General features: G+C 73.4%; 27 protein-coding genes. 13 read left to right on the top strand and 14 right to left on the bottom strand.

Annotation, left to right across the window (positions count from 1 at the left end; genetic code table 11):
- Nucleotides 1–3: 3 nt before the first annotated feature.
- The 6 genes from DEJ34_RS07955 to DEJ34_RS07930 all read right to left on the bottom strand — a co-directional run bounded on the left by DEJ34_RS07955 (nucleotide 4) and on the right by DEJ34_RS07930 (nucleotide 5,589).
- A complete protein-coding gene (locus DEJ34_RS07955; RefSeq protein WP_110824935.1) occupies nucleotides 4–768 on the bottom strand; it encodes a YebC/PmpR family DNA-binding transcriptional regulator in 765 nt (254 codons plus the stop codon).
- Between the two features lie 98 nt (nucleotides 769–866).
- Nucleotides 867–1,466: a pyridoxal 5'-phosphate synthase glutaminase subunit PdxT gene (gene pdxT, locus DEJ34_RS07950; RefSeq protein WP_110900244.1), complete on the bottom strand. Its 600-nt coding sequence runs from the start codon at nucleotides 1,464–1,466 to the stop codon at nucleotides 867–869.
- On the bottom strand, nucleotides 1,456–2,373 hold the full coding sequence (gene pdxS / locus DEJ34_RS07945) for a pyridoxal 5'-phosphate synthase lyase subunit PdxS (RefSeq protein ID WP_110824933.1): 918 nt from the start codon (nucleotides 2,371–2,373) through the stop codon (nucleotides 1,456–1,458). Before pdxS ends, pdxT begins: the two co-directional genes overlap by 11 nt.
- 12 nt (nucleotides 2,374–2,385) lie before the next feature.
- Nucleotides 2,386–2,964 (bottom strand): HIT family protein, encoded by a 579-nt coding sequence (locus tag DEJ34_RS07940; RefSeq protein WP_110900245.1) that lies wholly within the window; start codon nucleotides 2,962–2,964, stop codon nucleotides 2,386–2,388.
- Nucleotides 2,964–4,985 carry a threonine--tRNA ligase gene (gene thrS / locus DEJ34_RS07935; protein ID WP_375342309.1) on the bottom strand — a complete coding sequence of 674 codons (2,022 nt, stop codon included), beginning with the start codon at nucleotides 4,983–4,985 and terminating at the stop codon, nucleotides 2,964–2,966. Before thrS ends, DEJ34_RS07940 begins: the two co-directional genes overlap by 1 nt.
- A 61-nt stretch (nucleotides 4,986–5,046) precedes the next feature.
- Entirely contained in the window at nucleotides 5,047–5,589 is a 543-nt protein-coding gene (locus DEJ34_RS07930; RefSeq protein ID WP_110900246.1) for an adenine phosphoribosyltransferase, read from the bottom strand.
- A 165-nt stretch (nucleotides 5,590–5,754) separates the two neighbouring features.
- On the opposite strand from DEJ34_RS07930, the gene DEJ34_RS07925 reads away from it, so the two are divergent.
- Entirely contained in the window at nucleotides 5,755–6,765 is a 1,011-nt protein-coding gene (locus tag DEJ34_RS07925) for a glycoside hydrolase family 6 protein (protein ID WP_110889807.1), read from the top strand.
- Between the two features lie 138 nt (nucleotides 6,766–6,903).
- Here DEJ34_RS07925 and DEJ34_RS07920 read toward each other — a convergent pair whose 3' ends face one another.
- The 3 genes from DEJ34_RS07920 to ybaK form a co-directional block, all read right to left on the bottom strand.
- Complete coding sequence (locus DEJ34_RS07920; protein ID WP_110889806.1) at nucleotides 6,904–7,137, bottom strand: hypothetical protein; 234 nt, start codon at nucleotides 7,135–7,137, stop codon at nucleotides 6,904–6,906.
- A gap of 697 nt (nucleotides 7,138–7,834) precedes the next feature.
- A complete protein-coding gene (locus tag DEJ34_RS07915) occupies nucleotides 7,835–10,429 on the bottom strand; it encodes an ATP-dependent Clp protease ATP-binding subunit (protein ID WP_110910869.1) in 2,595 nt (864 codons plus the stop codon).
- Between the two features lie 96 nt (nucleotides 10,430–10,525).
- Complete coding sequence (gene ybaK / locus DEJ34_RS07910; protein WP_110824928.1) at nucleotides 10,526–11,011, bottom strand: Cys-tRNA(Pro) deacylase; 486 nt, start codon at nucleotides 11,009–11,011, stop codon at nucleotides 10,526–10,528.
- Nucleotides 11,012–11,078: 67 nt separating this feature from the next.
- Here ybaK and DEJ34_RS07905 point away from each other — a divergent pair, with 67 nt between their 5' ends.
- Both DEJ34_RS07905 and yidC read left to right on the top strand, forming a co-directional pair.
- Nucleotides 11,079–11,414: a DUF6412 domain-containing protein gene (locus DEJ34_RS07905; RefSeq protein WP_110900249.1), complete on the top strand. Its 336-nt coding sequence runs from the start codon at nucleotides 11,079–11,081 to the stop codon at nucleotides 11,412–11,414.
- A gap of 56 nt (nucleotides 11,415–11,470) precedes the next feature.
- The gene (yidC, locus tag DEJ34_RS07900) at nucleotides 11,471–12,214 is read left to right on the top strand and encodes a membrane protein insertase YidC (RefSeq protein WP_181422204.1); all 744 of its coding nucleotides are present in this window, start codon (nucleotides 11,471–11,473) and stop codon (nucleotides 12,212–12,214) included.
- Nucleotides 12,215–12,244: 30 nt separating this feature from the next.
- Here the strand turns inward: yidC and DEJ34_RS07895 are convergent, their stop codons facing one another.
- Nucleotides 12,245–12,505, bottom strand: coding sequence for a hypothetical protein (locus DEJ34_RS07895; protein ID WP_110910871.1), 261 nt, complete (start codon nucleotides 12,503–12,505; stop codon nucleotides 12,245–12,247).
- Between the two features lie 87 nt (nucleotides 12,506–12,592).
- On the opposite strand from DEJ34_RS07895, the gene DEJ34_RS07890 reads away from it, so the two are divergent.
- Nucleotides 12,593–13,588, top strand: a complete 996-nt coding sequence (locus tag DEJ34_RS07890) for a hypothetical protein (protein ID WP_146236879.1) — start codon at nucleotides 12,593–12,595, stop codon at nucleotides 13,586–13,588.
- A 209-nt stretch (nucleotides 13,589–13,797) separates the two neighbouring features.
- On the top strand, nucleotides 13,798–15,189 hold the full coding sequence (locus DEJ34_RS07885) for an MFS transporter (RefSeq protein ID WP_110910872.1): 1,392 nt from the start codon (nucleotides 13,798–13,800) through the stop codon (nucleotides 15,187–15,189).
- Nucleotides 15,190–15,250: 61 nt separating this feature from the next.
- On the opposite strand, the gene DEJ34_RS07880 is transcribed toward DEJ34_RS07885, so the two are convergent.
- On the bottom strand, nucleotides 15,251–15,709 hold the full coding sequence (locus DEJ34_RS07880; protein WP_110824923.1) for an NUDIX hydrolase: 459 nt from the start codon (nucleotides 15,707–15,709) through the stop codon (nucleotides 15,251–15,253).
- A gap of 23 nt (nucleotides 15,710–15,732) precedes the next feature.
- On the opposite strand from DEJ34_RS07880, the gene DEJ34_RS07875 reads away from it, so the two are divergent.
- On the top strand, nucleotides 15,733–16,554 hold the full coding sequence (locus DEJ34_RS07875) for an alpha/beta fold hydrolase (protein ID WP_110889797.1): 822 nt from the start codon (nucleotides 15,733–15,735) through the stop codon (nucleotides 16,552–16,554).
- A 60-nt stretch (nucleotides 16,555–16,614) separates the two neighbouring features.
- Here DEJ34_RS07875 and DEJ34_RS07870 read toward each other — a convergent pair whose 3' ends face one another.
- From DEJ34_RS07870 to DEJ34_RS07860, 3 genes are all read right to left on the bottom strand, one after another.
- Nucleotides 16,615–17,508 (bottom strand): SGNH/GDSL hydrolase family protein, encoded by an 894-nt coding sequence (locus DEJ34_RS07870; RefSeq protein ID WP_284180724.1) that lies wholly within the window; start codon nucleotides 17,506–17,508, stop codon nucleotides 16,615–16,617.
- Nucleotides 17,509–17,792: 284 nt separating this feature from the next.
- On the bottom strand, nucleotides 17,793–18,146 hold the full coding sequence (locus tag DEJ34_RS07865) for a PRC-barrel domain-containing protein (RefSeq protein WP_110900252.1): 354 nt from the start codon (nucleotides 18,144–18,146) through the stop codon (nucleotides 17,793–17,795).
- 46 nt (nucleotides 18,147–18,192) lie between these two features.
- The gene (locus DEJ34_RS07860; protein WP_110911312.1) at nucleotides 18,193–19,176 is read right to left on the bottom strand and encodes a glycosyltransferase family 9 protein; all 984 of its coding nucleotides are present in this window, start codon (nucleotides 19,174–19,176) and stop codon (nucleotides 18,193–18,195) included.
- A 119-nt stretch (nucleotides 19,177–19,295) separates the two neighbouring features.
- On the opposite strand from DEJ34_RS07860, the gene DEJ34_RS07855 reads away from it, so the two are divergent.
- The 7 genes from DEJ34_RS07855 to DEJ34_RS07825 all read left to right on the top strand — a co-directional run bounded on the left by DEJ34_RS07855 (nucleotide 19,296) and on the right by DEJ34_RS07825 (nucleotide 26,122).
- Nucleotides 19,296–19,844: an HAD-IIIA family hydrolase gene (locus DEJ34_RS07855; protein WP_110824918.1), complete on the top strand. Its 549-nt coding sequence runs from the start codon at nucleotides 19,296–19,298 to the stop codon at nucleotides 19,842–19,844.
- Nucleotides 19,841–20,956: a glycosyltransferase family 9 protein gene (locus DEJ34_RS07850; protein ID WP_110911311.1), complete on the top strand. Its 1,116-nt coding sequence runs from the start codon at nucleotides 19,841–19,843 to the stop codon at nucleotides 20,954–20,956. Before DEJ34_RS07855 ends, DEJ34_RS07850 begins: the two co-directional genes overlap by 4 nt.
- A 79-nt stretch (nucleotides 20,957–21,035) precedes the next feature.
- The gene (locus DEJ34_RS07845) at nucleotides 21,036–22,073 is read left to right on the top strand and encodes a glycosyltransferase (RefSeq protein WP_110911310.1); all 1,038 of its coding nucleotides are present in this window, start codon (nucleotides 21,036–21,038) and stop codon (nucleotides 22,071–22,073) included.
- Entirely contained in the window at nucleotides 22,074–23,342 is a 1,269-nt protein-coding gene (locus DEJ34_RS07840) for a glycosyltransferase (protein WP_110824916.1), read from the top strand.
- On the top strand, nucleotides 23,339–23,980 hold the full coding sequence (locus DEJ34_RS07835; protein ID WP_110824915.1) for a D-sedoheptulose-7-phosphate isomerase: 642 nt from the start codon (nucleotides 23,339–23,341) through the stop codon (nucleotides 23,978–23,980). The genes DEJ34_RS07840 and DEJ34_RS07835 overlap by 4 nt, the downstream gene beginning before the upstream one ends.
- Nucleotides 23,977–25,368, top strand: a complete 1,392-nt coding sequence (locus DEJ34_RS07830) for a PfkB family carbohydrate kinase (protein WP_110911309.1) — start codon at nucleotides 23,977–23,979, stop codon at nucleotides 25,366–25,368. The genes DEJ34_RS07835 and DEJ34_RS07830 overlap by 4 nt, the downstream gene beginning before the upstream one ends.
- Nucleotides 25,369–25,417: 49 nt before the next feature.
- Nucleotides 25,418–26,122, top strand: a complete 705-nt coding sequence (locus tag DEJ34_RS07825; protein WP_110824913.1) for an SDR family oxidoreductase — start codon at nucleotides 25,418–25,420, stop codon at nucleotides 26,120–26,122.
- Nucleotides 26,123–26,199: the final 77 nt, after the last annotated feature.

Below are 26,199 nucleotides of genomic sequence, written 5' to 3'. Positions count from 1 at the left end.
GTCTTATTCCTCGTCCTCGTCGAGCTCGGCCTGCACGTCGGCGGGCACGTCGAAGTTCGCGTACACGTTCTGCACGTCGTCCGAGTCCTCGAGCGCGTCGATGAGCTTGAACACCTTGCGGGCGGTGTCGGCGTCCACCTCGACCTTGAGGTTCGGCACGAACTCGGCGTCGGCGGAGTCGTAGTCGATCCCCGCGTCCTGCAGGGCCGTGCGTGCCTGGACGAGGTCGGACGCCTCGGTGATGACCTCGAAGCCGCCGCCCTGGTCGATGACGTCCTCGACACCCGCGTCGAGCACGGCCGTCATGACGTCGTCCTCGGAGAGCCCGTCGGTCTTCGTGACCGAGATGACACCCTTGCGGTTGAAGTTGTAGGCGACGCTGCCCGGGTCGGCCATGGTGCCGCCGTTGCGCGACATCGCGGTCCGGACCTCGGCCGCAGCGCGGTTCTTGTTGTCGGTGAGGCACTCGATGAGCAGCGCGACGCCGTTCGGGCCGTAGCCCTCGTACATGATCGTCGTGTACTCGATCGACTCACCGGTCAGGCCGGCACCGCGCTTGACGGCACGGTCGATGTTGTCGTTCGGCACCGAGGTCTTCTTGGCCTTCTGGACCGCGTCGACCAGCGTCGGGTTGCCCGACATGTCGGCGCCGCCCATCTTCGCGGCGACCTCGATGTTCTTGATGAGCTTGGCGAACGACTTCGCACGGCGCTGGTCGATGACCGCCTTCTTGTGCTTGGTCGTTGCCCACTTGGAATGCCCGGACACGGTTCTCCTTGCGTCTAGCCGAAAATCCGCTCCAGTCTACCGACCCGGGAGGCTCGGCCGCCCTCCGCCTCGCTGGCGCGGCCGACCGGCGGCCCGGCTCAGGCGGAACGGACCAGGTCGAGGAAGCGCCGGTGGAAGCGGTCCTCCCCCGCGACCTCCGGGTGGAAGGCGCTCGCCAGCACGTTGCCCTGCTGCACCGCGACGACCTGCCCGTCGGTCAGCGCCCCGAGCACGCGCACGTCGACGCCGTGCTCCTCGACCACGGGCGCCCGGATGAACACCGCGTGCACGGGGTCCGCGCCGAGTTCCGGCATCGGGATGTCCGTCTCGAACGAGTCGTTCTGGTTGCCGAAGGCGTTGCGTCGGACCGTCGTGTCGAGGATCCCGAGCGTGTGCTGCCCGGCGATGCCGTCGGTGATCCGCGCGCTCAGCATGATCATGCCCGCGCAGGTGCCGTAGGCCGGCAGGCCACCCCGGATGGCATCGGCGAGCGGTTCCGCGAGGCCGAACGTCCGGGACAGCTTGTCCATCACGCTCGACTCACCGCCGGGGATGACGACGCCGTCCAGCGCCGCCAACTCCTCCGGACGGCGGAGCGGCACGACGTCGGCGCCGAGCTCCGTGAGGGACGAGATGTGCTCGCGGAAGTCCCCCTGCAGGGCGAGGACGCCGATCCGGGGCGCGGCGTTACCAGCCACGCTCGGCGAGGCGGTGCGGCGCGGGGACGTCGGCCACGTTGATGCCGACCATCGCCTCGCCCAGCCCACGCGAGACCTCGGCGATGACCTTCGGGTCGTCGTGGAAGGTCACGGCCTTGACGATCGCCGCGGCGCGCTTGGCCGGGTCACCGGACTTGAAGATGCCGGAGCCGACGAACACGCCGTCCGCGCCGAGCTGCATCATCATCGCGGCGTCGGCGGGGGTGGCGACACCACCGGCGGTGAAGAGCACCACCGGGAGTGAGCCGGTCTGCGCGACCTCCTTCACGACGTCGTACGGGGCCTGCAGCTCCTTGGCGGCGACGTAGAGCTCGTCTTCCTTGAGGTTCCGCAGCGCCGCGATCTCCTTCGAGATGGTGCGGATGTGGCGCGTGGCCTCGGACACGTCGCCGGTGCCGGCCTCGCCCTTGGAGCGGATCATGGCCGCGCCCTCGGTGATGCGGCGGAGGGCCTCGCCGAGGTTCGTCGCACCGCAGACGAAGGGCGTCGTGAAGCCCCACTTGTCGATGTGGTTGACGTAGTCGGCGGGCGAGAGCACCTCGGACTCGTCGATGTAGTCGACGCCGAGCTCCTGGAGCACCTGGGCCTCGACGAAGTGGCCGATGCGGGCCTTCGCCATGACCGGGATCGACACGGCGGCGATGATCTCCTCGATCATCGACGGGTCGGACATGCGGGCGACACCACCCTGCGCACGGATGTCGGCCGGGACGCGCTCGAGGGCCATGACGGCGGTGGCGCCGGCTTCCTCGGCGATGCGGGCCTGGTCGGCGTCGATCACGTCCATGATGACGCCGCCCTTGAGCATCTCCGCGAGGCCGCGCTTGACGCGTGAGGACCCGGTGGTCGAAGTGGCGGTGACGGTGCTGGGGGTGCTGTCGCTCATGATCCCCCCAGTCTAGTGCTCCGGCCACCCCTCGGCGACGAGTCGACGGGTCTCGCCGAGCATCTGCGAGAGCGACTTCGTCCGGGCGATGATCGGGAAGAAGTTGGCGTCCGACTGCCACCGCGGCACGATGTGCTGGTGCAGGTGTGCGGCAACACCGGCGCCGGCGACCTCGCCCTGGTTCATCCCGATGTTGAACCCGTCGCAGTGGGCGACCCGGCGGAGGACCCGCATCGCGGTCTGGGTCAGCTCGCCGATCTCCTGCAGTTCCTCCGGCGACGCCTCGTCGTAGAGCGGGACGTGTCGGTACGGGCAGACGAGCAGGTGGCCGTTGTTGTACGGGTACAGGTTGAGCAACACGTACGCGTGCTCGCCCCGCGCGACGATGAGGGCTTCACGATCGGACTTCCGCGGTGCCTCGCAGAACGGGCAGTCGTCACGGTGCCCGCGACCCTCGCCCGCCCGGCCGGCGTCGATGTACGCCATCCGGTGCGGGTTCCACAGGCGCTGGAAGGCGTCCGGGACCGCCGCCTGGGTGGCGGCGTCCCGGATCACCAGCGGGTCGCCCTCGTCGTCGAGCGGGCCGGACATCAGACCTGCACGCGGTCGCGGATGGCCGTCGTGATGCGCTCGACGGCCTCGTCCACGGGCACGCCGTTGTCCTGGCGGCCGTCCCGGAACCGGAAGCTGACCGCCCCGGCGTCGCGGTCGTCGCCGCCCGCGATGAGCTGGAACGGCACCTTCGCCTTGGTGTGCGTGCGGATCTTCTTCTGCATGCGGTCGTCCGAGTGGTCGACCTCGGCGCGCACGCCCTTCGCACGGAGCTTCGCGACCACCTCGTCGAGGTAGTCGCCGTACTCCTCGGCGACGGGGATCGCGACGACCTGCACCGGGGACAGCCAGACCGGGAACGCCCCCGCGTAGTGCTCGGTCAGGACGCCGAAGAACCGCTCGATCGACCCGAACAGGGCGCGGTGGATCATCACCGGGCGCTGACGGGTGCCGTCGGCAGCCGTGTACTCGATGCCGAACCGCTCGGGGAGGTTGAAGTCGAGCTGCACGGTGGACATCTGCCAGGTGCGGCCGATGGCGTCGCGCGCCTGCACGGAGATCTTCGGGCCGTAGAAGGCCGCACCGGCTGGGTCGGCGACGAGTTCGAGCCCGGACTCCTCGGCGACCTCGCGCAGGGTGTTCGTCGCGACCTCCCAGACCTCGTCGTCGCCGACGTACTTCTCGGGGTCCTTGGTGGAGAGCTCGAGGTAGAAGTCGTCGAGACCGTAGTCGCGGAGCAGGGACAGCACGAACTGGAGGGTCGTGGTGAGCTCCTCCTTCATCTTCTCCTGCGTGGTGAAGATGTGCGCGTCGTCCTGGGTCAGGCCACGAACCCGGGTGAGGCCGTGGATGACGCCGGACTTCTCGTTGCGGTAGACCGTGCCGAACTCGAACATCCGCAGCGGCAGGTCGCGGTAGGAGCGGGCCTGCGACCGGTACGCCAGGATGTGCATCGGGCAGTTCATGGGCTTGAGGTAGTAGTCCGCGCCCTGTCGGGTGACGTTGCCGTCCTCGTCCCGCGCCTCGTCCATGTGCATGGGCGGGAACATGCCGTCCTTGTACCACCCGAGGTGACCGGACTGCTCGAACAGGTCGCCCTTGGTGATGTGCGGCGTGTAGACGAACGAGTAGCCGTTCTCCTCGTGCCGACGACGCGAGTAGTCCTCCATCTCACGGCGGATGATGCCGCCCTTGGGGTGGAAGATCGCGAGGCCGGAGCCGATCTCGTCGGGGAACGAGAACAGGTCGAGTTCGGCGCCGAGCTTGCGGTGGTCGCGCTTCGCCGCCTCCTCGAGGCGCACGAGGTACGCCTTGAGCTGGTCCTTGTCGGGCCAGGCGGTGCCGTACACGCGCTGCAGCTGCGGGTTCTTCTCCGACCCGCGCCAGTAGGCGGCGGCGACGCGCATGAGCTTCGCCGCGTTGCCGATCCACCGGGTGTGCGGGACGTGCGGGCCGCGGCAGAGGTCCTGCCAGACGACCTCGCCGGACTTCGGGTCGACGTTCTCGTACACGGTGAGCTCGCCCGCGCCGACCTCGACGCTCTCGCCCGAGTCGCCCTCGGCAGCGGCGCCCTTCAGGCCGATGAGCTCCTGCTTGTAGGGCTCCCCCGCCATGAGCTCGCGGGCCTCGTCGTCCGTCACGACCCGGCGGCGGAAGCGCTGGGCCTGCTTGACGATGCGGTCCATGCCCTTCTCGATCGCCTTGAGGTCCTCGGGCGTGAAGGGCTCGGCCACGTCGAAGTCGTAGTAGAAGCCGTCGGTGACCGGCGGCCCGATGCCGAGCTTCGCGTCCGGGTTGATCTGCTGCACCGCCTGCGCGAGCACGTGCGCGGCGGAGTGCCGGAGGATGTCGAGGCCGTCCTGCTCGTCGAGGGTCACCGGCTCGACGACGTCGCCGGCCGCCACCTCGGCCGCCAGGTCCTTGAGCACACCGGCCACCCGGACGGCGACGACACCGCGGACGCCGTCGAACAGCTCGGTGCCCGTCGTGGTCGTCGTCGCGGTGCGGGGCTCGGGCGCCTGGGGCACGTCGGCGGGCTCGGGTGCGACTGCGTCGGTCACGATGGTGGTGCTCCTCGGTCGGTTCAGGGGTGGCTCAAGACTAGTGCGCGGCCGTGGCGGTTCAGGCGGGGACGCGGCCGAGCGTCGTGACGGGCAGGCGCGGCTCGAGGCGCTCCCGGCCCGAGAGCCCGTCGAGCTCGAGCAGCGAGGCGAAGCCGATCGCCTCGTACCCCGCGCGTTCGAGCAGCGTGACCGTCGCCGCAGCGGTGCCCCCGGTCGCGAGGACGTCGTCGACGACGAGCACGCGCGTGCCCTGCGGGAGCTGGCCAGGCCGGAGCTCGAGCTCTGCCTCGCCGTACTCGAGCGCGTACTGCTCGCCGAGCACCTCGCCGGGCAGCTTGCCGGCCTTGCGCACGGTCAGGACGCCGACCTGGTGCTGCGCCGCGATGCCGCCGGCGAGGGCGAACCCGCGCGCCTCGATGCCGGCGACCGCCTGGAAGCCCGCGCCGATCGCGAACGGCGCCGCGAGGGCCTCGCAGACGCGGCCGAACGCCACCGGGTCGGAGAACACCGGCGTCACGTCGCGGAACAGGATGCCGGGCTTCGGGAAGTCCGGGACGATGGCGGTCAGGCGCTCGACGAGTGCAGCTGCGGTTTCGGTCACCGCACAACGGTACGCGACCGCAGGCGCCGCACGTACCCGGCTGTCCGGCGTCTGTCCCTCGTTCTGGAGATCGCCCTCTCGCCGCTCCACGGGTTCTGATGGTCTGCGGCAGGTGGAGCGGGACGGCGGGGGCGTCCCGGCAGCGGACGGACACAGGACGGGATCATGCACTCGAGGATCAGGACACTGGTCGCGCTCGCGATCGCAGCGACGGCGGTGGCTGCGGGCAGCGTCACGTCCCCGGCCCCTGCGACAGCGGCCGTCGTCGCACCGCTGCCGCGCGCTGCCCTCCACTCCGCGACACCCGGGCAGGTCTTCGCCGGTGGGTTGTTCCGGCAGTCGGACAGCCAGCCCGCGCAGGCCGCGGCGGCACTCAGCGCTGCGGGCCGGACGAGGGAGGCCGCTGCGGCCCGGACCATCGCGCAGCAGCCGATCGCGATCTGGCTCGGCGAGTGGTACACGGGCGACGCGCTGGACCGCGTGATCGCACGGAACCTCGCCGCCGCCGAGCGCGCCGGCACGACACCGGTGTTCGTCACCTACGCCGTGCCGAACCGCGACTGCGGCGGGTACTCGGCGGGCGGCCTCACCCCGTCCCGGTACGCCGAGTGGAACCGCCGCATCGCGGCCGACCTCAAGGGGCACCGGGCCGTCGTGATCGTCGAGCCGGACTCCCTGGCGCACCTGAGCACGTGCACCGCAGAACGCGCGAGACGGCCGGGGATCATCGCTGCCGCCGTGCGCGACTACGCCGCCGCGGGCGTCCCCACCTACCTGGACGGTGGCAACGAGAACTGGAACAGCGCGGAGCTGCAGGCGTCGTACCTGCGGGAGGCCGGCGTCGCCCAGGCCCGGGGTTTCTTCACGAACGTCGCGAACTTCTACGGCGTCGACGGTGAGCGGGTCTACGCCGAGCGACTCAGCACGATGACGGGCGGTGCCCGGTACGTCATCGACGTGTCGAGGAACGGTCGTGGGTGGCTCGGCACCTGGTGCAACCCCACCGGGGCCGGCCTCGGCGGGCGACCGCAGGTCGCGGCGGGCAGGACCCGGCTCGACGCCCTGCTCTGGGTGAAGACGCCGGGCGCGAGCGACGGGACCTGCAACGGGGGCCCCGCTGCCGGCACGTGGTTCCCGTCGTACGCGGTCGCACTGGTGGCCAACCGGAAGCGCTAGGCGCCGGCACGCCGTCGGGGGTCGAACCAGGAATCCGACATCGAACCAGGCGACGAGCCTGGTCCGATGTCGTCTTCGTGGTCCGATCGTGGTGCAGCTCCGTCCGTGCGGAGGCGGCCGCGACGCGGCGCGGCGCGCTCAGCGCCACATGCGCATCGCGGCGCTCCGCACGAGCAGGTCGAGTTCGCGCTCGCGCCGCTCGCGGTCGAGCCGCTGCCGGGTCGCGAAGTCGACCGAGGGGCGCACGTGGTGCGTCCGACGGCTCCAGATGATCAGCGACATGCCGATCCGGAGGGCGATGCGGTCGGCGAGCGTGACCCGGCGGCGCACCGCGCGGGTATCGGGGGGACGGACGTCGATGTCGTTCGACACGGTGGTGCCTTTCGTGGGTGCCCGAGGGCATGACGGAGAACCCGACCACCGAGCGCGGAAATGCGTCGGGAACGGGTCCGGAAGACCGCCCGGTGAATGCGGGCGAGAATGGTCGCCGGGCGCGCAGGAATGCGCACGGCTGCATTGTCGGTGACCGAACGGGGTCACCGCGTGGAGTCGTCGCGGGAGACGTCCGCCGCTCGCGGCCCGACCTCGGTCCACCCCGCCGCCACGCCCGGCTGCCGTCAGCAGGACGGGCGACCGTCAGCAGGACGGGCGGCCGTCAGCAGGACGGGCAGTCGTGGCGTGCACGGCGCGTGCGGCGCGGCACGACAGGGCTGTGCGACGACGACCGGAGCGGCACCACCACGCAGTCAGCGCAGCGCGGGATGGAGCTTCGATCGATCGAGGGAGGACGGCTGGAGCGGGACGTCCCGCGTCAGTGCGAACGGAGCGGGGTGCCGCCGATCCCACGGATTCCACGGAACGGGTTCGTCGCGGAGATCATCATTGTCGGCCCCCTCTCGGTCTCGTACAGCCGGTGATGCTCGTGAACACTATCGGCGTCAGGAATGCGAGCGCAACCCCTTTCTCGAACATTCCTGGAATTGCATCGCCGAACACGATCGGTGCCGCCGGACGCAGCACGGCCCCGGTACCGCTGGGGTACCGGGGCCGTGCTCGGGTGTGGGTCGGACTAGACCGCGGCGGGGGCGGACGCGCGGGCGACGAGCCGGCCGTCCTCGACGTCGATCCGGACGGTGCCACCGTCGTACGCCTGCTCGTCGACCACCAGGGTCGCGATGCGGTCGTCGACCTCACGCTGGATCAGTCGGCGGAGCGGGCGGGCGCCGTACTCCGGCTCGTAGCCGTGCTCGGCGAGCCAGTCGATCGCCGACTCGGACACCGAGAGCACCATGCCCTGCGCCGCCAGCCGGGACGCCGTGTCCTGCAGGAGCAGCGACACGATCGAGCGCAGCTGCCCGCGCTCGAGCTTGCGGAACAGCACGATCTCGTCGATCCGGTTGATGAACTCCGGCCGCATCGACTCGCGCAGCCTGCCCATCACGCGGTTGCGGAGGTCCTCCTCGGCGTAGCCGCCGTCGGCCCCCACCGAGAACCCGAGCGCACCCGAGCGGGACGCGAGGAACTCCGACCCGATGTTCGAGGTCATGATGACCACCGTGTTCCGGAAGTCGACCGTCCGGCCCTGTCCGTCGGTGAGCCGTCCGTCGTCGAGCACCTGCAGGAGCAGGTTGAACACGTCCGGGTGCGCCTTCTCGACCTCGTCGAGCAGGATCACCGAGTACGGGTTCCGACGGACGCGCTCGGTCAGCTGCCCGGCCTCGTCGTAGCCGACGTACCCCGGAGGGGCACCGACGAGTCGCGAGACCGTGTGGCGTTCGCCGAACTCGCTCATGTCGAAGCGGAGCATCGCCGACTCGTCCCCGAACAGCGACGAGGCCAGCGCCTTGGCGAGCTCGGTCTTGCCGACACCGGTCGGTCCGAGGAACAGGAAGCTGCCGACCGGGCGACGCGGGTCGCCCATCCCGGTGCGACTGCGTCGGACCGCCTTCGCGATCGCCCGCACGGCGTCGTCCTGGCCGACCACGCGGTCGTGCAGCTCGGACTCCAGGCTCGCGAGGCGGGTCTTGTCGGCCGACCCGAGTCGGGTCACCGGGATCCCGGTGGCGCGCGACACGACGGCTGCGATGTCCGCCTCGGTGATGACGTCGTCCACGGGGTGCGCGACGGAGGACGCGGCCACGTCACCCGTGTCGGCGGCGGTGATCCGGGCCTCCAGTCCGGCGATCTCGTCGCGGAGGTCGGACGCCTCCTCGTACTGCTCCCCGGCGACGGCGCGGTCCTTGCGGGCCGTGAGGTCGGCGACCTCGGCACGGAGCGCGTCGACGTCGACGTCGCCCGACCGGGCGAGGCGACGGCGGGCACCGGCCTGGTCGATGAGGTCGATGGCCTTGTCCGGCAGGTGCCGGTCGGTCACGTAGCGGTGCGAGAGCTCGACGGCCGCTCGGAGCGCCTCGTCGGAGTACGTCACGCCGTGGTGCTCGGCGTAGCGGGGGCTGAGACCGGTGAGGATCGCGACCGCGTCCTCCACGCTCGGCTCCCCCACCGTCACGGGCTGGAAGCGACGCTCGAGTGCGGCGTCCTTCTCGATGCGGCGGTACTCCTTCAGCGTCGTCGCGCCGACGAGGTGCAGGTCACCGCGGGCGAGGCGCGGCTTGAGGATGTTGCCGGCGTCCATCGAACCGCCCTCGCCGCCACCACCGGCGCCGACGACGGTGTGCAGCTCGTCGACGAAGACGATGAGCTCGTCCGCGTGCGCGGCGATCTCGTCCATCGCCTTGGTCAGGCGCTCCTCGAAGTCACCGCGGTACCGGGTGCCGGCGAGCATGCCGGGCAGGTCGAGCGCGACGACGCGCTTGCCCTGCAGCAGGGCCGGGACGTCTCCGTCGACGATGCGCTGGGCGAGTCCCTCGACGATGGCGGTCTTGCCGACGCCGGGCTCGCCGATGAGGACGGGGTTGTTCTTGGTGCGGCGGAGCAGGATCTCGACGGCCTGCTCGATCTCGTCGGCGCGGCCGATCACCGGGTCGATGCGGCCGTCACGAGCGCGTGCCGTGAGGTCGGTGCCGTACTGGTCGAGCGTCGGGGTCTCCGACTGCTGGTCCTGGTCGGCGGTGGTGGTGGTGCCGGGCATGGGGCGCCCCTCTCGTGCGGCCTCGGCCGCGTCGTGCGCGTAGGACTGCATCACCTGCGGGGTGACGCCGGCGCTCGCGAGGAGTTGCCCCGCGACGGTGTCCTGGTCGGTGACGAGCGCGAAGAAGACGTGCTCGGGGTCGGTGTACGTGCTGCCGAACCCGCGCGCGGCCTGTGTGGCCTCGAGCAGGATCCGTTGCGCGGACGGGGTCAGGGCCGGGCGACCCTCGACACGGTCACCCGACGGCATCGGGAGGCGCTGTTCGACCTCGGCGGCGAACCGCTCGGGGTCGGCACCCGCGGACCGGAGGACGGCCGCGAAGGGCTCGGTGCCGACGAGCACGTGCAGCACGTGCAGCGCGTCGATCTCGTGCTGCCCCTGCTCGACGGCGTACGCGGCCGTCTGCTGGAGCAGCTCGTGGGTGCGCCGGCTGAGGAGCCGGGTGATGTCGACCGGCCGTCCGAACGGCACGGACCGCTGGGACTGACCGGGGTTCTGCGAAGCCGCGAGCAGTCGTGCGAGGAACTCGTCGAACGAGTCGTTGCCGCCGGTCGGGCCGAACGTCTGTGGCAAAGGGACCTCCTGGGGAACTTGAGTGCCTTCGGCTCAATGCAACGCAGGAGGGCCGCGGTCATTCCCGTGTCCGGGAAGAAGTTGCGGCGAGTCGACTCAGGTCCGGGTGATGGCCGCCGTGCTCGCGTCGGTGACGCGCACCAGGTCGGCCGGGACCACCTCGATGTCGAACCCGCGGCGCCCGCCGGACACGAAGATCGTCGCGTGGTCGGCGGCCGACGCGTCCAGCACGGTGCGCAGTCGTGTCCGCTGTCCCACCGGACTGATCCCGCCGACGACGTACCCGGTGCGGCGTTCCGCGAGCGCGGGGTCCGCGAGCGACGCCTTCTTCCCGCCGACGGCCGCCGCGACGGCCTTGAGGTCGAGCCGGTCCGCCACGGGGACGATCGCCACCGCGAGTTCACCGTCGACCGACACCACGAGGGTCTTGAAGACCTGCTCCTCGCGGAGCCCGAGTGCCGCCGCTGCTTCCTCGCCGAAGTTCGTCGCGCTCTCGTGGTGCTCGTAGACGTGCGGCGTGTAGGGGACGCCGGCCCGCTCCAGCGCGACCGTCGCCGGGGTGCTCGGGGAAGCTGCGCTCATGCACCGATCCTGCCCCGCGTCCCCGGCACGTCTCCGGAGGCTCGCGGACGGTACGCTGAGCCGCACCATGACGGTCATCGAGGTGCTGCTCCGCGTGGTCTCCGCGCTGCACGCGCCGGGCCCCGCCGCGCTCGGTCACGCATGGGTCCCTGGTGCACCACCGGCCCTCGCGGTCGCCGTGCTCGGCGTCACCGTCGTGGGCGTCACCGTCGCCGGGTTCGCCGCGCTCGCCGCAGCCGCGCTCGTGCTGCGGCTCGTCGCCCTGCTCATCGCCGCGGTCGGAGCGGACCGTCTCCCGGTGCCCTCCACGGCACCGGACCTCGTCACCCGGATCGCCTGGAGCAACCCGGATGCGGACGGGCACGTGCGGTCACGGGCTCCCGGGGGCGTCCCGGCGGTCTGACACCGGTCGGTGTCGGGCCGCGCTCGCGCCCGACCCCTCCGATCGAAGGACCATCCATGGACATCACCACCCTGCCCGGCCTCAGCGCCGTGCTGCACGCCGGCGCGGACCTCGTCGCCGTCCTCACCGACGCCCTCACCCCGGTCGCGGGACCGGCAGCAGCGGCGCTCGCCGTCGTCGTGCTGACCCTCGCGGTCCGCGTCCTGCTCGTCCCGCTGTCCGTGCTGCAGGTCCGGGCGGAGCGGGACCGTCGCCGCCTCGCGCCGCGGATCGCGGAACTCCGCCGACGTGCCGGTCGCGACACCGCACGGTTCCAGCGGTCGCTCCAGGAGCTGTACACGGCCGAACGGGTGGCACCGCTGGCCGGGTGCCTGCCCGTCCTCGCACAGGCACCCGTGGTCTCGCTGCTGTACACGGTCTTCACACACGCGAGCATCGACGGGACGGTCAACACCCTGCTCCGCGCGTCCCTCGCCGGCATCCCGCTCGCGCAGTCGGCCGTCACGGTCCTGACGTCCCCGCTGTGGGTGCACGGCTGGCTCGTGCTCGTGCTGCTCGCGGTGCTCGTCGTCGCGGTCGAGCACACGCGTCGGGCACAGCAGTACTGGAACCCGGCGCCTGCCCCCGCTCCGGACGTCACCGTGCCGGGAGCGGCCGTCACGGCCGGGATCGCGCGGTGGGTCCCGTTCGTCTCGGTCGTCTTCGCCGCGGTCGCGCCGCTCGCCGCCGCCCTGTACCTGGTCACGAGCGCCGTGTGGACGCTCGCGGAGCGCGCGGTCCTGCGCCGGCTCGTGCGGTGACGGCGGGCGCGGGGCCGCACGAGCCGCGGGTCAGCCGCCCTGACCCTCCTGCTGCGGTCCCTGGTCGACCGGGTCGTACTCGGTGTCGCGGCCCTGTTCCTCCTCGGGGAGCGGGACGTGGCGTTCGGTGCCGCTGCCGCCCGGGCTCGTCGCGACGTAGTCGGCCGCGCCGGACTGGGTGTCGTGGCTGAGCGGTTCGAGGGTCTCCTCGTCGACGTCCGCCGGTGTGGAACCGGTTGCGTCGGCGGGCACCGCCGGGTCGGTCGACTGGTCGTGCTGCGCGTCGGTCATCCCTCGGGCGTACTCCCCCCGGTCTGGGTGGGCGCCGACACCGCTGCGGTGGCAGTCTTGCCCCAGGCGTGACGACGAGGAGCGCGCATGAGCCGGACCGACGACGACGCGGCAGCACGTGCCCGTCTCGAACGCATCGCCTGGGGCGCCGCGTCGACACCCACCGAGGCCGCCCGCGCCCGCATCGCGCTGGCGGACCTCGACCGGGAGGCCCGGAGGCGCCCCCGCTCCGACGTCGCGCCCGCCACGTCCTCCGGCGCCGACGGTCGACGGGCGGCGGCCCGCCCCGCGTCGCGACGTGGCCGGTCGGCCGGTCCGGAGGGCGACCCGACCGACGACGGCGCGGTCGTCTCGGGCGTCGCCGGGGACGCCGACGTCCGCGACCCCGGCGAGCACCGGGTCGACGACCACCGGGCCGACGACCACCGGACCGACGACCAGCGGGTCGGCGGGGACGGGGTCGGAGAGGGCGGCGTCGCGGTCGGCGGCGCGGACGACGGCGGCGCGGATCGCGACGCGCCCGACCGAGGCGGATCGGGCCTCCTCGCCGGTGCCCGACGGCTGGCCGACCGGGCGCGCCGGACCGACCGGACCGTGCTCTGGGCGTCCGGTGCCGGCGCCGTCGTGGTCGGACTGGTGCTCGGCACCGGCGTCGGACTCTCGGTCGGCGCGAGATCCGCGGAACCCGGTCGCGCCACCGTGACCCCGGCGGCCGGCACGGTCACCGTCGAACAGATGCTCGACCTGCCGCAGACCTTCGCCGACCAACTCCCCGGCTCCATCGAGGCCCCGGTCGCGCTGCGCTCGACGCGGCTCGTCTTCACGAACCGCTCGCTGTCGGGCGACGCGGCGGGCACGCCGTGGAACGTGTGGGCGGCGGTCGGACGGGACCCGTCGACCATCTGCCTCGTCGCCACGGCGGACCGGATCGAGGGGACGAGCGCCTGCTACCCCCGCGAGGACGCCATCCACGGCACGGTCTCGCTCTCCGCGACGTCGGCCAGCGGGACGCTGTGGGTGCGCCTGGTCGGCGGCGCGGTACGCGGCACGGTCACGAGCACCGCCACGAGTCGGATGTACTGACGGCTCCTGCCCCCGCGGCGTTGGAGCGCTCCTGAGAGCCACCCGGGTGCTCTCGCGCGAACCGGATCGAGCGTGCAACACTGGACGGGCGCACTCGCCGTGGAGTGGCAAGAACTCCGTCTCCACATCCCGTCCACCCGAGCGCGCTCTCCCCCGGCCGACCCGTCGTCCGCGCGCGCTCCTCCACGTCCTCGAGGAGGTCAGCCGCCGTGTCCACCACCAGCAACCAGACCGTCCACCCGTACACGACGCCGATCACCGTCACGACGTCGTCGGTGGTCGGGATCGCCGTGCTCGGGCTCGCCACGTTCTTCGCCATCACGACCGAACTCATGCCGGTCGGCCTGCTCGGGACCATGAGCCGCGACCTCGGCGTGACCGAGTCGACCATGGGCGTCGTCATCACGGTGTACGCGGCCGCCGTCGCGCTGCTCGCGCTGCCGTTGACGTCCCTCACGGCGAAGCTGCCGCGCAAGACCGTGCTCGTCGCCACCCTCGTCGGGTACACGGTGTCGAACGCGCTCGTCGCCCTCGCGCCGTCGTTCGCCGTCGTCTGCGCCGGCCGGGTCGTGGGCGGCGTCGCGCACGCCCTGTTCTTCTCCGTCGCGTCCGCGTACGCCACCCGGATCGTGCCGCCGCGGCTGGCCGGCCGGGCCATCGCGTTCGTCTACTCCGGGAGCTCGCTCGGCTTCGTGATCGGCGTGCCGCTCGCCACCGGCGTCGGCGAGACGGTCGGCTGGCGACCGGCCGTCGGCGGAGTCGCCGCGTGTGCTGCCGTCCTCGCCGTGGTCGCGGCGGCCTTCCTCCCCTCCGTCCGCGGGGTCGCGTCCCCGCACGTCGGGTCCCCCAGGGCGTGGGCCCGGACCGGACTGCTCTCCGTCGTCGTCGCGGACCTGCTGCTGTTCGCCGGGCACTACGTCGTGTACACGTACGTCGGCCCCTACGTCGTCGACGCCGGGCTCGACGCCGGCATGGTGTCCGGCGCGCTGCTCGTGCTCGGCAGCACCGGCGTGGTCGGACTCTGGCTCGCCGGGCTGTTCGTCGACCGCGCACCACGACAGACGCTGGTCGTGTCGATCGCCGCGATGGCCGCCGCCTTCGTCGTGATGCCGTTCACGCACGGGTCCCTGGCCGGCACGATGCTCGTCGCCGGGGTCTGGATGGCGGCGAACGGCACGACCGGGACGCTCTTCATGGCCGCCGCGATCCGCACCGGCGGGGTCAGCCCGGAGATCGCAGGCGCCCTGGTGAACGGCGCGTCGAACATCGGCATCGCGGGTGGTGCCGCGCTCGGGGGGCAGGTGCTCGGGCTCTCCGGGCTGCAGACGCTGCCGTTCGCCGGGGCGGTCGTGCTCCTCGGCGGGCTCTCCGTCGTCGTGCTCGCGCGCCGCGGGTTCCCGGTGCACGCGACCGCGCAACCGCACCTCAGCACGTCGTCGATCGAGGTCCTGACCTCGTCGCTGGCCGTCGTCACGAGTTCGATCCCGACCGTGAGCCGTGCGATCCAGACGATCACGGGCTCCGTCGCCACGGTCCACCGGGCGGCGACGGGCTCGATCCGCACCGCGACCGGCTCCGTCCAAACGGTCGGCGAGCGGTAGCGCCCCGCGCACGCCCGACGCTCGCCCTTCCCCGTCGTGCTCGGGCAGGAAACGGGAGGCGTCAGGTGCGCGCTGCGAGGGCGTCGAGCGCGGCGACCTGCCCGGCCACGACGAGCCCTCGCGCGGAGTCGACCGGCGTCCAGCGCGCGTCGTCGACCTCGGGCACCTCGACGAACCGACCGGAGCCGCGCGGCAGCTCGAGCGCGACGGTGTTGCTGCGCACCACGTCGACGGAGAAGTCCGGTGCGTGCAGCGTGTGGACCGTGACGACCTTGCCCGAGGCCTGCCGGAAGTCGCCGAGCAGGTGCGGGACACCGTCCGGCGGTGCTGTGCCGATCTCCTCGGTGAACTCCCGCAGCGCCGTGGTCAGGGTGTCCTCGCCCGCGACCGGTTCGCCCTTCGGGATCGTCCACGCCCGCGGCCGCCGACGCCAGAACGGGCCACCCATGTGCGCGATGAACACCTCGAGGGCGGGACCGCTCCCCCGGTGCAGCAGGAGACCGGCGGAACGGAGGGGCACGGTCGGAGACTACCCTCGCGCGCATGCGCAGCATCGGACTCCGCGACGGCCGCTCGGTCCTCGTGGACGACACCGCACCGGACGCCGTCCGGCCCACCGTGGTGTGGCACCACGAGTCCCCGCACACGGGCGCCCTCTTCGAGCCGCTCACCAGCGCGGCGGCGGCCCGCGGGCTCCGTCTCGTCGCGGTGACCCGACCGGGCTACGGCGGAGCCGACCCCCTGCCCGGACGACGCGTCGCGGACGGCGCTCGCGACCTCGAACAGGTCCTCGACGCGCTGGGACTCCCCCGCGTCGCGGTCCTCGGCGGGTCCGGTGGTGGCCCGCACGCGCTCGCCGCCGCGGCACTGCTGCCCGGCCGGGTCGCCGCCGCGGCCGTCGTCGCCTCGCCCGCGCCGTTCGACGACACGACCGGGTGGTGGGACGGCATGGCGGCCGACGGTGGCCTCCGGTCGGCCGCCGCCGGACGGGAGGCCCGTCTCGCCTGGGCGTCGACCGCCACGTTCGACCCGTCCCAGTTCGTCGACCGCGACTGGGCCGCCCTGGACGGGGACTGGGCCGCGCTCGGGCAGGACGCGACGGCGGCGGATGGGTCGGGCCTGCAGGGCGCGACCGACGACGACGTGGCGTTCGTCACCGACTGGGGGTTCCCGCTGTCCGCCGTGACCGTCCCGACGACCGTCGTGCACGGAGCCCGCGACCGGGTCGTGCCGGTCGCACACGGGCGGCGCCTCGCCGCGGCACTCCCCGCCGTGGCGTACGAGGAGCGGCCCGCGGACGGACACATCTCGGCGCTGACCGCCGTCCCGGTGCTCCTGGACCGGCTCGCCGCGGTGCTGCGCTGACCCGCTCCGCGGTCGCGGGGCACTCGGACCGCGGAGCGGGTCCGAGACGGACGTGTCGGCTCAGCCGAACCTGCTCCTGAGCACGTCAGCGGTCCGGTCGGTCAGGAAGCGCACACCGGCGCGGTTCGGGTGGAGCGCGCCGGGACGGAGGTCGATCCGGCTCAGGCCGCCGAGCGACTCGAGCGAGATCCCCTCGACGTAGGCGCCCTTCCGCGCGCACGCCGAGTGCGCCTGCGTCTCGGCGAACACCTCGACGAAGGTCGCCCCCGCGGCCTGCGCCGCGTTCCGGGTCACGTCGTCCAGCTGCTCCTGCACGCCGTGCAGCCAGCGGACGTCGGCGTCGGTGAACGGGTAGGTGTCCCGGGGGAACCGCCCGGCCAGGGTCCCCAGGTCGACGGCCGGGCGGAAGCAGCCCGACGACGGGGTGTGTGCCGCGTCGGGGAAGATCGCCGGGTACCCGAGCACGATCACCGTGGCGTTCGGCGCTGCGGCCCGGACGTCGGCGAGCGTCTCGGCGACGCCGAGGGCGACGCGGCCCTGGATCTTTGCGCCGAGGGTGTCCACCCCGTCGGACGCGAGCGTCGATCGGCAGGACGGGGCGTTCTGGCCGGAGAACACCGGGCCGGTGGCGGACAGTGCCAGGCACGAGCCCGCGGTGCCGAACAGGTCGGCGTCGTTGCCGCCGATCGTCAGTGTCACGAGCCGCGTGTCGGCGGACAGCGCCTCGAGTTGCGGCCGGGTGCCGCGGAACTGCACGCGGTCCCGGACGTCCTCGCTCGTCGCGCCCGCGCAGGTGACGTCGGTGAGGTCGAATCCGAAGCGGGCGGCGATGCGGTGCGGGTAGTCCTCGCCCGACTGCGCGCACGCCCGGACCGGGAGCCCCGTGGGGTGCCCGAGCCCGTACCCGGCGGAGTACGAGTCACCGAGCGCGACGTACGCACTGCCCGGCGGCAGCCCGGCGAGCGTCTCGGGCGGGTCGTCGGTGGCCGGGAAGGGCTGGGGGACGGGCCAGAGCGGAGCGGCGACGGCGGCACCGGGGGCGGTCGGTGTGCCCGGTACCCCGCCGACCGACGCCGTCCCCGCCAGCAGGACGGTCGCGACGAGCGCGGTGAGGACGCGGGAGACGGTCGAGCGGCGCAGGGTGGGCTCCGGAACGGGTTCGGGTGGGTGGGCGACCCGACGGGCGGGGTCGAGCGGGCACGGTCGGGTTCTCCGGCTCGACTCCCGCCGCCGGGATGTCAGCGACGACCGAGGCGACGCTCGCCGCCCGCGCCGGGCTGGTACGGCAGACCGTAGTGGGCGAAGAGCTCGGGCTCGAGCGCGGCGTCGAGTTCGCCGTCCGTCGCGATCGACGGAGCGTCCTTGACGGCCTTCTTGTCGAAGGTCACGACGAGGTGCTTCGGGGTCACGGTCGCGCCGACGAGGGGGACGAAGACGAGCTTCTTCCCGACGACGCCGGTCGTGATCGACCCGAACGCCGGCTCCGACGTCGCGGTGTCGTAGTAGATGCTCTCGAGGTTGCCGATCTTGTCGTCCTGGTCGTCGACGACCGGCAGACCGATCCAGTCCCGGATGTTGGCTGCTTCGAACACGGCGACTCCCTCCGACGGCCGGACCTTCCGTGCCGTCGGATCGACGCTACCGACCGGTGCTGGGTGCGCGGACGGCGGGCACGACCCCGAGCCCGTCGACGGCCGCGAGCACGTCCTCGGCGGTGACCGCGAGGATCGCCGGGTCCGGGTCCTCCGCGAAGACGTCACCGCGCCGGACCGAGGCGTCGGTGAGGACCACGTGCGGGCCGGACGCGGGCGGACCCCAGGCCTCGGGCGGAGCCGGTCCGAACAGCACGACGGACGGGATCCCGTAGGCCGACGCCAGGTGCGCCGCTCCCGTGTCCACCGTGACGAGGAGGCTCGCTGCCGCCACGACCGCGGCGAACGGCTGCAGGTCGAGGCGACCCGCGAGCACCGCCGCGTCGTCCAGACCTGCCGATTCCGCGACGGCCAGTGCGCGCTCGACGTCGTCCGCGCCTCCCGTCAGCACCACGTGGTGGCCGCGCTCGACCAGCCCCCGCACCACGGCGGCGAAGCGGTCGACCGGCCAGTGCCGGGCGCCGTGGAAGGCGCCGACGTGCACGACCGCCGCGCCCTGGACGACGGCGGGGACGGCCGGGACCGCGATCGAGACGTCGTCGGGGTCGGCGGGCATGCCGTGCGCGGTCATGAGACCCGCCCACCGCTCGCGCTCGTGCACGTCGTGCTGCCATTCGGGACCGTCGGGTGCGCCGTGTCCGATGACGCGCCGGGCCTGCAGCGCGTCGATGAGCTGCCCGGACTCCGGGCCGGCACCGTGCAGGTTCACCGCGACGTCCACGACACCCGCCGGGACCGCGATCGGGTGGTCGAGGCCGTGCTGGGCGAGGTGCACGTCCACGTCGGGAAGGAGCTCGACGACCGGCGCGAGCCAGGCCGTCGTCGCGAGCGTGATCCGGTGCCCGGGGAACGCCCGCCGGAGGGCGTGCAGCGCGGGGACGGCGACGAGCAGGTCGCCGAGCTTGATCGCACGGAGCACGACGAGCTCCGGGCGGCCGTCGGACGGGGGCAGGGTGGGAACGGCGGTCACGTGGCCCGACGCTACCGGGCGCCGACCGCCCCGTCCGCCACGCCCGAGGAGTTGTCCGCGGCGCGCCACCGCACGCCGCCCGGTTGGGCGAGCCCCGCATCCGCCCGGTAGAGAGGGGTGTGGCCCTCTCCGACCGACCGCTGCGCGGCGTGCTCTTCGACCGAGACGACACCCTGGTGGTCGACGTCCCCTACAACGCGGACCCGGCCCTCGTCGTCCCGGTCCCCGGTGCCGCGCGTGCCGTCGCCGCGGCCCGGGCAGCGGGACTCGCGGTGGGCGTCGTCACGAACCAGTCGGTCATCGCGAAGGGCATGGCCACCCGCGAACAGGTCGACGCGACGAACGCCCGGGTGGACGAGCTGGTCGGGCCGTTCGACGTGTGGGAGGTCTGCCCGCACGACCGCGCCGACGACTGTGCCTGCCGCAAGCCCCGCCCCGGCATGGTGCTCGCGGCGGCCGCACGGCTCGGCCTCGACCCGGCCGACCTCGTCGTCATCGGGGACATTGGCGCGGACGTCGGTGCCGCGGCCGCAGCGGGCGGGCAAGGCGTCCTCGTGCCCACTGCACGTACCCTGCCGGCCGAGGTCGACGGCGCGACCACCGTCGCCCGGACGATCGAGGAGGCGGTCGCCCTCGTCGTCGCCCAGGCGGCACCGGTGACGCCGTGAACGCCGCGGACTCCGGGAGCGCTCGGGACACCGGCGGTCGGCGGGTGCTCGTCGCCAGACTCGACTCCTTCGGCGACGTCCTGGTCGCCGGGCCGGCGGTCCGTGCCGTCGCGGCCGGCGCCGACCACGTGACGCTGCTGTGCGGCCCGCAGGGTGCCCCGGCCGGCGCGCTGCTGCCCGGGGTGGACACGCTCCGGGTGTGGGCGGCGCCGTGGGTCACGGAGACCGCCCGACCGCTCGACGACGGCGTCCTGGCCGAGTTCCGCGCCCTCGTCGACGCGGAACGCCCGGACGAGGCCGTGGTGCTGACGTCCTTCCACCAGTCCCCGCTGCCGCTCGCGATGCTGCTGCGGCTCGCCGGGGTGCCGAGGGTCTCCGGTGCGTCCGTCGACCACCCGGGCTCGCTGCTCGACGTCCGGCTCCGACCCGGGGAGGACCTGCCCGAGGACGTCCCCGAACCCGAACGAGCGCTCCGCATCGCCGCGGCCGCGGGCTTCACCCTGCCCGAGGGCGACGACGGACTGCTCCGGGTCCGCGTCGGCGAGGACGTCACGGTGCCCCCGGTGGTCGCCGCGCTGGCCCGGTACGTCGTCGTCCACCCCGGTGCCAGTGTGGAGGCACGGTCCTGGCCGCCGTCCTCCCACCGGGCGCTCGTGGCGGAGTACGCCCGGCTCGGCGTCCCGGTGGTCGTGACCGGCTCGCCGGGCGAGCGGGAGCTGACCGCCGCGGTCGCCGGCAGCACCGGCATCGACCTCGGCGGTCGGACCAGCCCGGCCGAGCTGGCCGCCGTCCTCGCCGGCGCCGAGGTCGTCGTCGTCGGGAACACCGGGCCGGCCCACCTCGCCGCCGCGGTCGGGGCCCGGATCGTGAGTCTGTTCTCCCCCGTGGTCCCCGCCGTGAAGTGGGCGCCGTACGCGGCGCACGTGGAACTGCTCGGCGACCAGGGCGCGCCGTGCCGTCTCAGCCGGGCGCGCGACTGCCCCGTGCCCGGCCATCCGTGCCTGGCCGGGGTCGGCGTCGACGACGTCCTCGCGGCCCACGAACGGCTCGTCGGGTGCGCTCTCCGGACGAACCAGGGGTCCCTGCGAACGCCGCCAGACGCCGATCGGTAGCGTGCGGCACTGCTGCTCCTCCTCCTCCTCCTCCTCCTTCTCCTCCTCCTCCTGATCGACAGCGACCGAAAGGCAGTGCATGCGGATCCTCGTGTGGCACGTGCACGGCGGCTGGATGGACGCCTTCGTCCGCGGCCCGCACGAGTACCTCATCCCGACCACCCCGGAGCGTGACGGTTGGGGCCTCGGCCGTGGTGGCCGGGACTGGGGGACGAACGCCGTCGAGATCGCACCCGAGGACGTCGCCGACGCCGGCGTGGACCTGGTGGTCCTGCAGCGACCGGAGGAACTCGCGGTCGCGCAGCGGCTCCTCGGGCGGACGGACTTCCCGACCGTCTTCGTCGAGCACAACGCTCCACGCCTCGACGTACCCGACAGCCTGCACCCGTTCCGGGACCGGGACGACGTGATGATCGCGCACGTGACGCACTGGAACGCCCTGATGTGGGACTGCGGCTCGACCCGGACCACCGTCGTCGAACACGGCGTCGTCGACCCCGGTGCTCTGTACACCGGCGAGCTCGAGCGCTTCGGCGCCGTCATCAACGAGCCGGTCCGCCGCAACCGGGTCGTCGGCACCGACCTGCTCCCCCGCTTCGGTGCGGTCGCCCCGGTCGACGTCTTCGGCATGGGCACCGAGAAGCTCGCCGGACTCGGCCACGGCGACCTGCTCGTCGGGCTCGGGGACGTGAAGCCCGACCCGATGCACGCGGCCCTCGCGCAGCGCCGTGCGTACGTCCACGCGAACCGCTGGACCTCGCTCGGGCTGTCGCTCATCGAGTCGATGCACATGGCGATGCCCGTGCTCGTCCTCGCCACCACGGACGCGTCCCGCACGGTGCCCGCCGAGGCCGGTGCGATCGCGACGGACGTCGACGAGCTCGTCCGGGCCTCCCGGACGCTCCTCGAGGACCCCGACGAGGCGCGCCGACGCGGTCTCGTCGCCCGGGAGGCCGTGCTCGCGCGACACGCGCTGTCCCGCTTCACCGCGGACTGGGACGCCCTGCTCGACGACGTGCACACTGAGCACCACGCCCGGATGCGCACGCCGCGTCCGGAGCGGGAGACGGAGACCGCCGGAGCCGCAGCGCTGCCGGCCGGTGGGAGGAGCAGCTAGATGCAGATCGCCATGGTCTCCGAGCACGCGAGCCCGCTCGCGACGCTCGGCGGCGTCGACGCCGGCGGCCAGAACGTCCACGTCGCCGCCCTCTCCGCGGCCCTGGCCGACCGCGGCCACACGGTCACGGTCTACACACGCCGCGACGACGCGGCCCTGCCCGTCCGTGTCACCCTCCGCCCCGGCGTGGACGTCGTACACGTCGACGCCGGTCCGGCCGAGCACGTGCCGAAGGACGACCTGCTGCCCTACATGGGCACGTTCGCCCAGGTCCTGGCGTCCGAGTGGCTGTCCGAGCGCCCCGACGTGGTGCACGGGCACTTCTGGATGTCCGGGCACGCGGCCCTCGAGGCCGTCACCCAGGTGCAGCTGCGCACCGGTGAGCCGCGCATCCCCGTCGTCCAGACCTTCCACGCCCTCGGTGTCGTCAAGCGTCGGCACCAGGGTTCGGCGGACACCAGCCCGCCCGAGCGTGAGTGGCTCGAACCGGCCGTCGGCCGCGGTGCCGACCAGGTCGTCGCGACGTGCTCGGACGAGGCGTTCGAGTTGAAGACACTCGGCGTCCCCCTCCGCTCCATCTCCGTCGTGCCCTGCGGCGTCGACGTCGAGCTGTTCCGCCCGGACGGCCCCGTGGAGGAGCGCGGCCGGACCCACCGCGTCCTGACCGCCTCCCGGCTCGTGCAGCGCAAGGGCGTCGGCACGACCATCGCCGCCGTCGCCCGCCTGGTCGCCGAGGGTCGCGACGTCGAGCTCGTCGTCGTCGGCGGTGCCGGTGTCGCCGGGGCCGACCTGCCCGACGACCCCGAGTACCAGCGACTCGACTCCCTGGCCCGCGACCTCGGGATCCGCGACCACGTGTCCTTCCGCGGGCAGCTCGCGCAGGAGGAGATGGGGGCCGTGTACCGCAGCGCCGACGTCGTCGTCTGCGCGCCCTGGTACGAGCCGTTCGGCATCGTCCCGCTCGAGGCCATGGCGTGCGGCGTACCCGTCGTCGCCTCCCGCGTCGGCGGCCTCATCGACACCGTCGTCGAGGACGCCACCGGCCTGCACGTCGAGCCGCGCGACGAGGACGGCCTCGCGGTCGCGCTCGGCGGGCTGCTGGACGACCCGGAGCGCCGGACCGCCTACGGGCACGCCGGTCGCCGCCGCGCCGAGGCCAAGTACACCTGGCAGAAGGTCGCCGCCGACACCCAGCGCGTGTACGAGCGCCTGGTCGCCGGCGGCCGCGTCGGAGCCACCGCACCCATCACCGAGAGGAACGCCCGATGACCATCGAGCAGACCGGGATCGGCACGACCGAGTCCGGCACAGCCGGCCCCGCCGAGGGCACGAGCACGCGCGTCGTGCTCGACCACATCGCCGCGTCGGTGCCCGTCATCGCGTCGCTCGTCGACCACGGCGACCACATCGCGGCCTGGGCGGACGACATCGCCGCCCGCCTGGTCGCCGGACGTCGGCTCCTCGCGGCGGGCAACGGCGGGTCCGCGGCCGAGGCGCAGCACCTGACCTCGGAGCTCACCGGCCGGTTCGACGGCGACCGCCCGGCGTACTCCGCGATCGCGCTGCACGCCGAGACCTCCGCCGTGACCGCCATCGGCAACGACTACGGCTTCGAGCAGGTGTTCGCCCGGCAGGTGCGCGCGCACGCCCGGGCCGGCGACGTCGTCGTCCTCCTCAGCACGAGCGGCAAGAGCCCGAACCTGCTCGCCGCCGCGGCCGCCGCTCGCGACGTCGGCGCCCGGTCGGTCGCCATGACCGGTCCCGTCCCGAACCCGCTCGCGAGCGCGGTCGACGACGTCATCGCCATCGACGGCCCGTCCGCCAACGTGCAGGAGGCGCAGCTCGTCCTCGTCCACGCCCTCTGCCGCGCCATGGAGCCCGCGCTCCGCCGAGGAGGCACCCGATGACCGACCGTCAGCTCCGCATCGTCGTCGTCGGCGACACCCTGCTCGACGTGGACGTCAGCGGCACGAGCGAACGGCTCAGCCCGGACGCCCCGGTGCCCGTGCTCGACGTCCGCTCGGAACAGCGCCGGGCCGGTGGTGCCGGGCTCGTCGCCACCATGCTCGCGAAGGACGGCCACGACGTCCGTCTCGTGACCGTGCTGGGCGACGACGCCCCCGCGGAGCGGCTGCGGTCGCTCCTGCCGGGCGTCACGATCGTCGAGGGCCCCTCCGGCGCACCGACCCCGGTGAAGACCCGGGTGCGCGTCGGGGACCACGCCCTCGTCCGCATCGACGAGGGGTGCGACACCCCGCCCGTCCCCGCGGTCACCGCTGAGATGCGCGCCGCGCTCGAGGACGCCGACGCCGTCGTCGTCGCCGACTACGGTCGCGGGCTGACCGCTGCCGAGGACATGCGGTCGGCACTCACCGCCGTCGCCGAGCGCACCCCGGTGGTCTGGGACCCGCACCCCAAGGGCGAGGCGCCCGTGGTCGGCGTCACCGTGGTCACCCCGAACGCGAGCGAGGCGCAGCGCTTCACCGGGCTCGGCGGCACCGGGGTCGCGTTCGCCACCGACGCCGCTGCCGACCTCGTCGCCCGGTGGGCGGCGCACGCCGTCGCCGTGACCATGGGCGAACGCGGCGCACTCGTCGGCCGCCGCACCGAGCGCGGCCTCGACTCCCGGTTCGTCCCGGCACCCTCCGTCACCGCGGGCGACCCCTGCGGTGCCGGTGACCGCCTGGCCGCCGGCGTCGCCGTCGCGCTCGCCTCGGGCGCGGAGATCGCCGACGCGGTCACCGCCGGGGTCGCCGACGCCTCCGCGTACCTCGCGGCCGGCGGCGTCGCCTCGCTCGTCGCGGGCGCACCACCCGCACCGATCGCGGTGCCGGGCGCCGACCGGGACGCCCTCCGGGTCGTGCACGACGTCCGGGCCGCCGGCGGTGTCGTCGTCGCGACCGGCGGCTGCTTCGACCTGCTGCACGCCGGGCACGCCCGCACCCTGTCCGCTGCCCGCGCCCTCGGTGACTGCCTGGTCGTCTGCCTGAACTCCGACGAGTCGGTCCGCGGACTGAAGGGTCCGGACCGCCCGATCATGGGGCAGGACGACCGCGTGGAGCTCCTCCTCGCGCTGGACTGCGTCGACGCCGTCGTCGTGTTCGACGAGTCGACCCCCGACGAGGCGCTCCGTCGCTTCAAGCCGGACGTCTGGGCGAAGGGCGGCGACTACACGGCCGACGAACTCCCCGAGTCGGTCACCCTCGCCGAGTGGGGCGGCCGGGTCGTCACCGTCCCGTTCCACCCGGGCCGCTCCACCACCCGCCTGGCCGCCGCGATCGAACGCGTCGGCTGAGCCCCCGCTCTCCACCTCACGACCACAGCACCAGAACCGAAGGACATCCATGCCCGTCCCCACCACACCCATCGGCCGCGTCCTCGTCACCGGCGGCGCCTCCGGACTCGGCGCGGCCGTCGTCGCCGCCGTCACCGAGGCCGGCGGTACCCCGATCGTCCTCGACCTCCGGATCGACGCGGTCCCCGAGGGCGTCGACGCCGTCGCCGTGGACGTCTCGGACACCGACGCCGTCGAACGCGCCGTCACGGAAGCGGTCGAGCGCCACGGGGGCCTCGACGCCGTGGTGACCGCCGCGGGCATCGACACCCCGGCCCCGATCGACGCGATCTCCTCCGGCAACTGGGAGAAGATCGTCGGCGTCAACCTCATCGGCACCGCGTCGACCGTCCGTGCTGCCCTGCCCGCGCTCGAGGCCTCGCACGGCCGCGTCGTGACGATCTCGTCGTCGCTCGCCCTGCGCGGCGTCGGCCACGGCACCGCCTACTCCGCGTCGAAGTTCGGCGTCCGCGGGTTCTCGCAGGCCCTCGCCGCCGAGACCGCGGGCCGCATCGGTGTCACGAACGTGATCCCGGCGGGCATGCGCACGAACTTCTTCGCCGACCGCACCGAGCAGTACAAGCCGGGTCCGGACGCGCAGCTCATCGAGCCGGAGTACGTCGCGAACTCGATCATCTTCGCCCTCTCCCAGCCGGCCGGTTGCGAGATCCGCGAGCTGTCGATCATGCCGGCGACCGAGCCCAGCTGGCCCTGACCGCACGCGCCTGACGGACGGGAGGCCCGGTACCAGCTGGTACCGGGCCTCCCGTCCGTCTGCGGTGGCGCCGCGCG

The sequence above is a fragment of the Curtobacterium sp. MCPF17_050 genome, assembly GCF_003224435.2.
In the GTDB taxonomy this organism is placed as follows: Bacteria; Actinomycetota; Actinomycetes; order Actinomycetales; family Microbacteriaceae; genus Curtobacterium.
The sequence above is the reverse complement of the archived record's forward strand: the minus strand, read 5'-3'. Positions and strand labels throughout refer to the sequence as shown.

What these genes read in the sequence shown, in the direction of transcription:
- pdxS (WP_110824933.1), bottom strand. Translation starts at nt 2,373, where the DNA reads ATGAGCGACAGCACCCCCAGCACCGTCACCGCCACTTCGACCACCGGG.
- DEJ34_RS07940 (WP_110900245.1), bottom strand. Translation starts at nt 2,964, where the DNA reads ATGTCCGGCCCGCTCGACGACGAGGGCGACCCGCTGGTGATCCGGGAC.
- DEJ34_RS07925 (WP_110889807.1), top strand. Translation starts at nt 5,755, where the DNA reads ATGCACTCGAGGATCAGGACACTGGTCGCGCTCGCGATCGCAGCGACG.
- ybaK (WP_110824928.1), bottom strand. Translation starts at nt 11,011, where the DNA reads ATGAGCGCAGCTTCCCCGAGCACCCCGGCGACGGTCGCGCTGGAGCGG.
- DEJ34_RS07905 (WP_110900249.1), top strand. Translation starts at nt 11,079, where the DNA reads ATGACGGTCATCGAGGTGCTGCTCCGCGTGGTCTCCGCGCTGCACGCG.
- yidC (WP_181422204.1), top strand. Translation starts at nt 11,471, where the DNA reads ATGGACATCACCACCCTGCCCGGCCTCAGCGCCGTGCTGCACGCCGGC.
- DEJ34_RS07895 (WP_110910871.1), bottom strand. Translation starts at nt 12,505, where the DNA reads ATGACCGACGCGCAGCACGACCAGTCGACCGACCCGGCGGTGCCCGCC.
- DEJ34_RS07890 (WP_146236879.1), top strand. Translation starts at nt 12,593, where the DNA reads ATGAGCCGGACCGACGACGACGCGGCAGCACGTGCCCGTCTCGAACGC.
- DEJ34_RS07875 (WP_110889797.1), top strand. Translation starts at nt 15,733, where the DNA reads ATGCGCAGCATCGGACTCCGCGACGGCCGCTCGGTCCTCGTGGACGAC.
- DEJ34_RS07845 (WP_110911310.1), top strand. Translation starts at nt 21,036, where the DNA reads ATGCGGATCCTCGTGTGGCACGTGCACGGCGGCTGGATGGACGCCTTC.
- DEJ34_RS07840 (WP_110824916.1), top strand. Translation starts at nt 22,074, where the DNA reads ATGCAGATCGCCATGGTCTCCGAGCACGCGAGCCCGCTCGCGACGCTC.
- DEJ34_RS07835 (WP_110824915.1), top strand. Translation starts at nt 23,339, where the DNA reads ATGACCATCGAGCAGACCGGGATCGGCACGACCGAGTCCGGCACAGCC.
- DEJ34_RS07830 (WP_110911309.1), top strand. Translation starts at nt 23,977, where the DNA reads ATGACCGACCGTCAGCTCCGCATCGTCGTCGTCGGCGACACCCTGCTC.
- DEJ34_RS07825 (WP_110824913.1), top strand. Translation starts at nt 25,418, where the DNA reads ATGCCCGTCCCCACCACACCCATCGGCCGCGTCCTCGTCACCGGCGGC.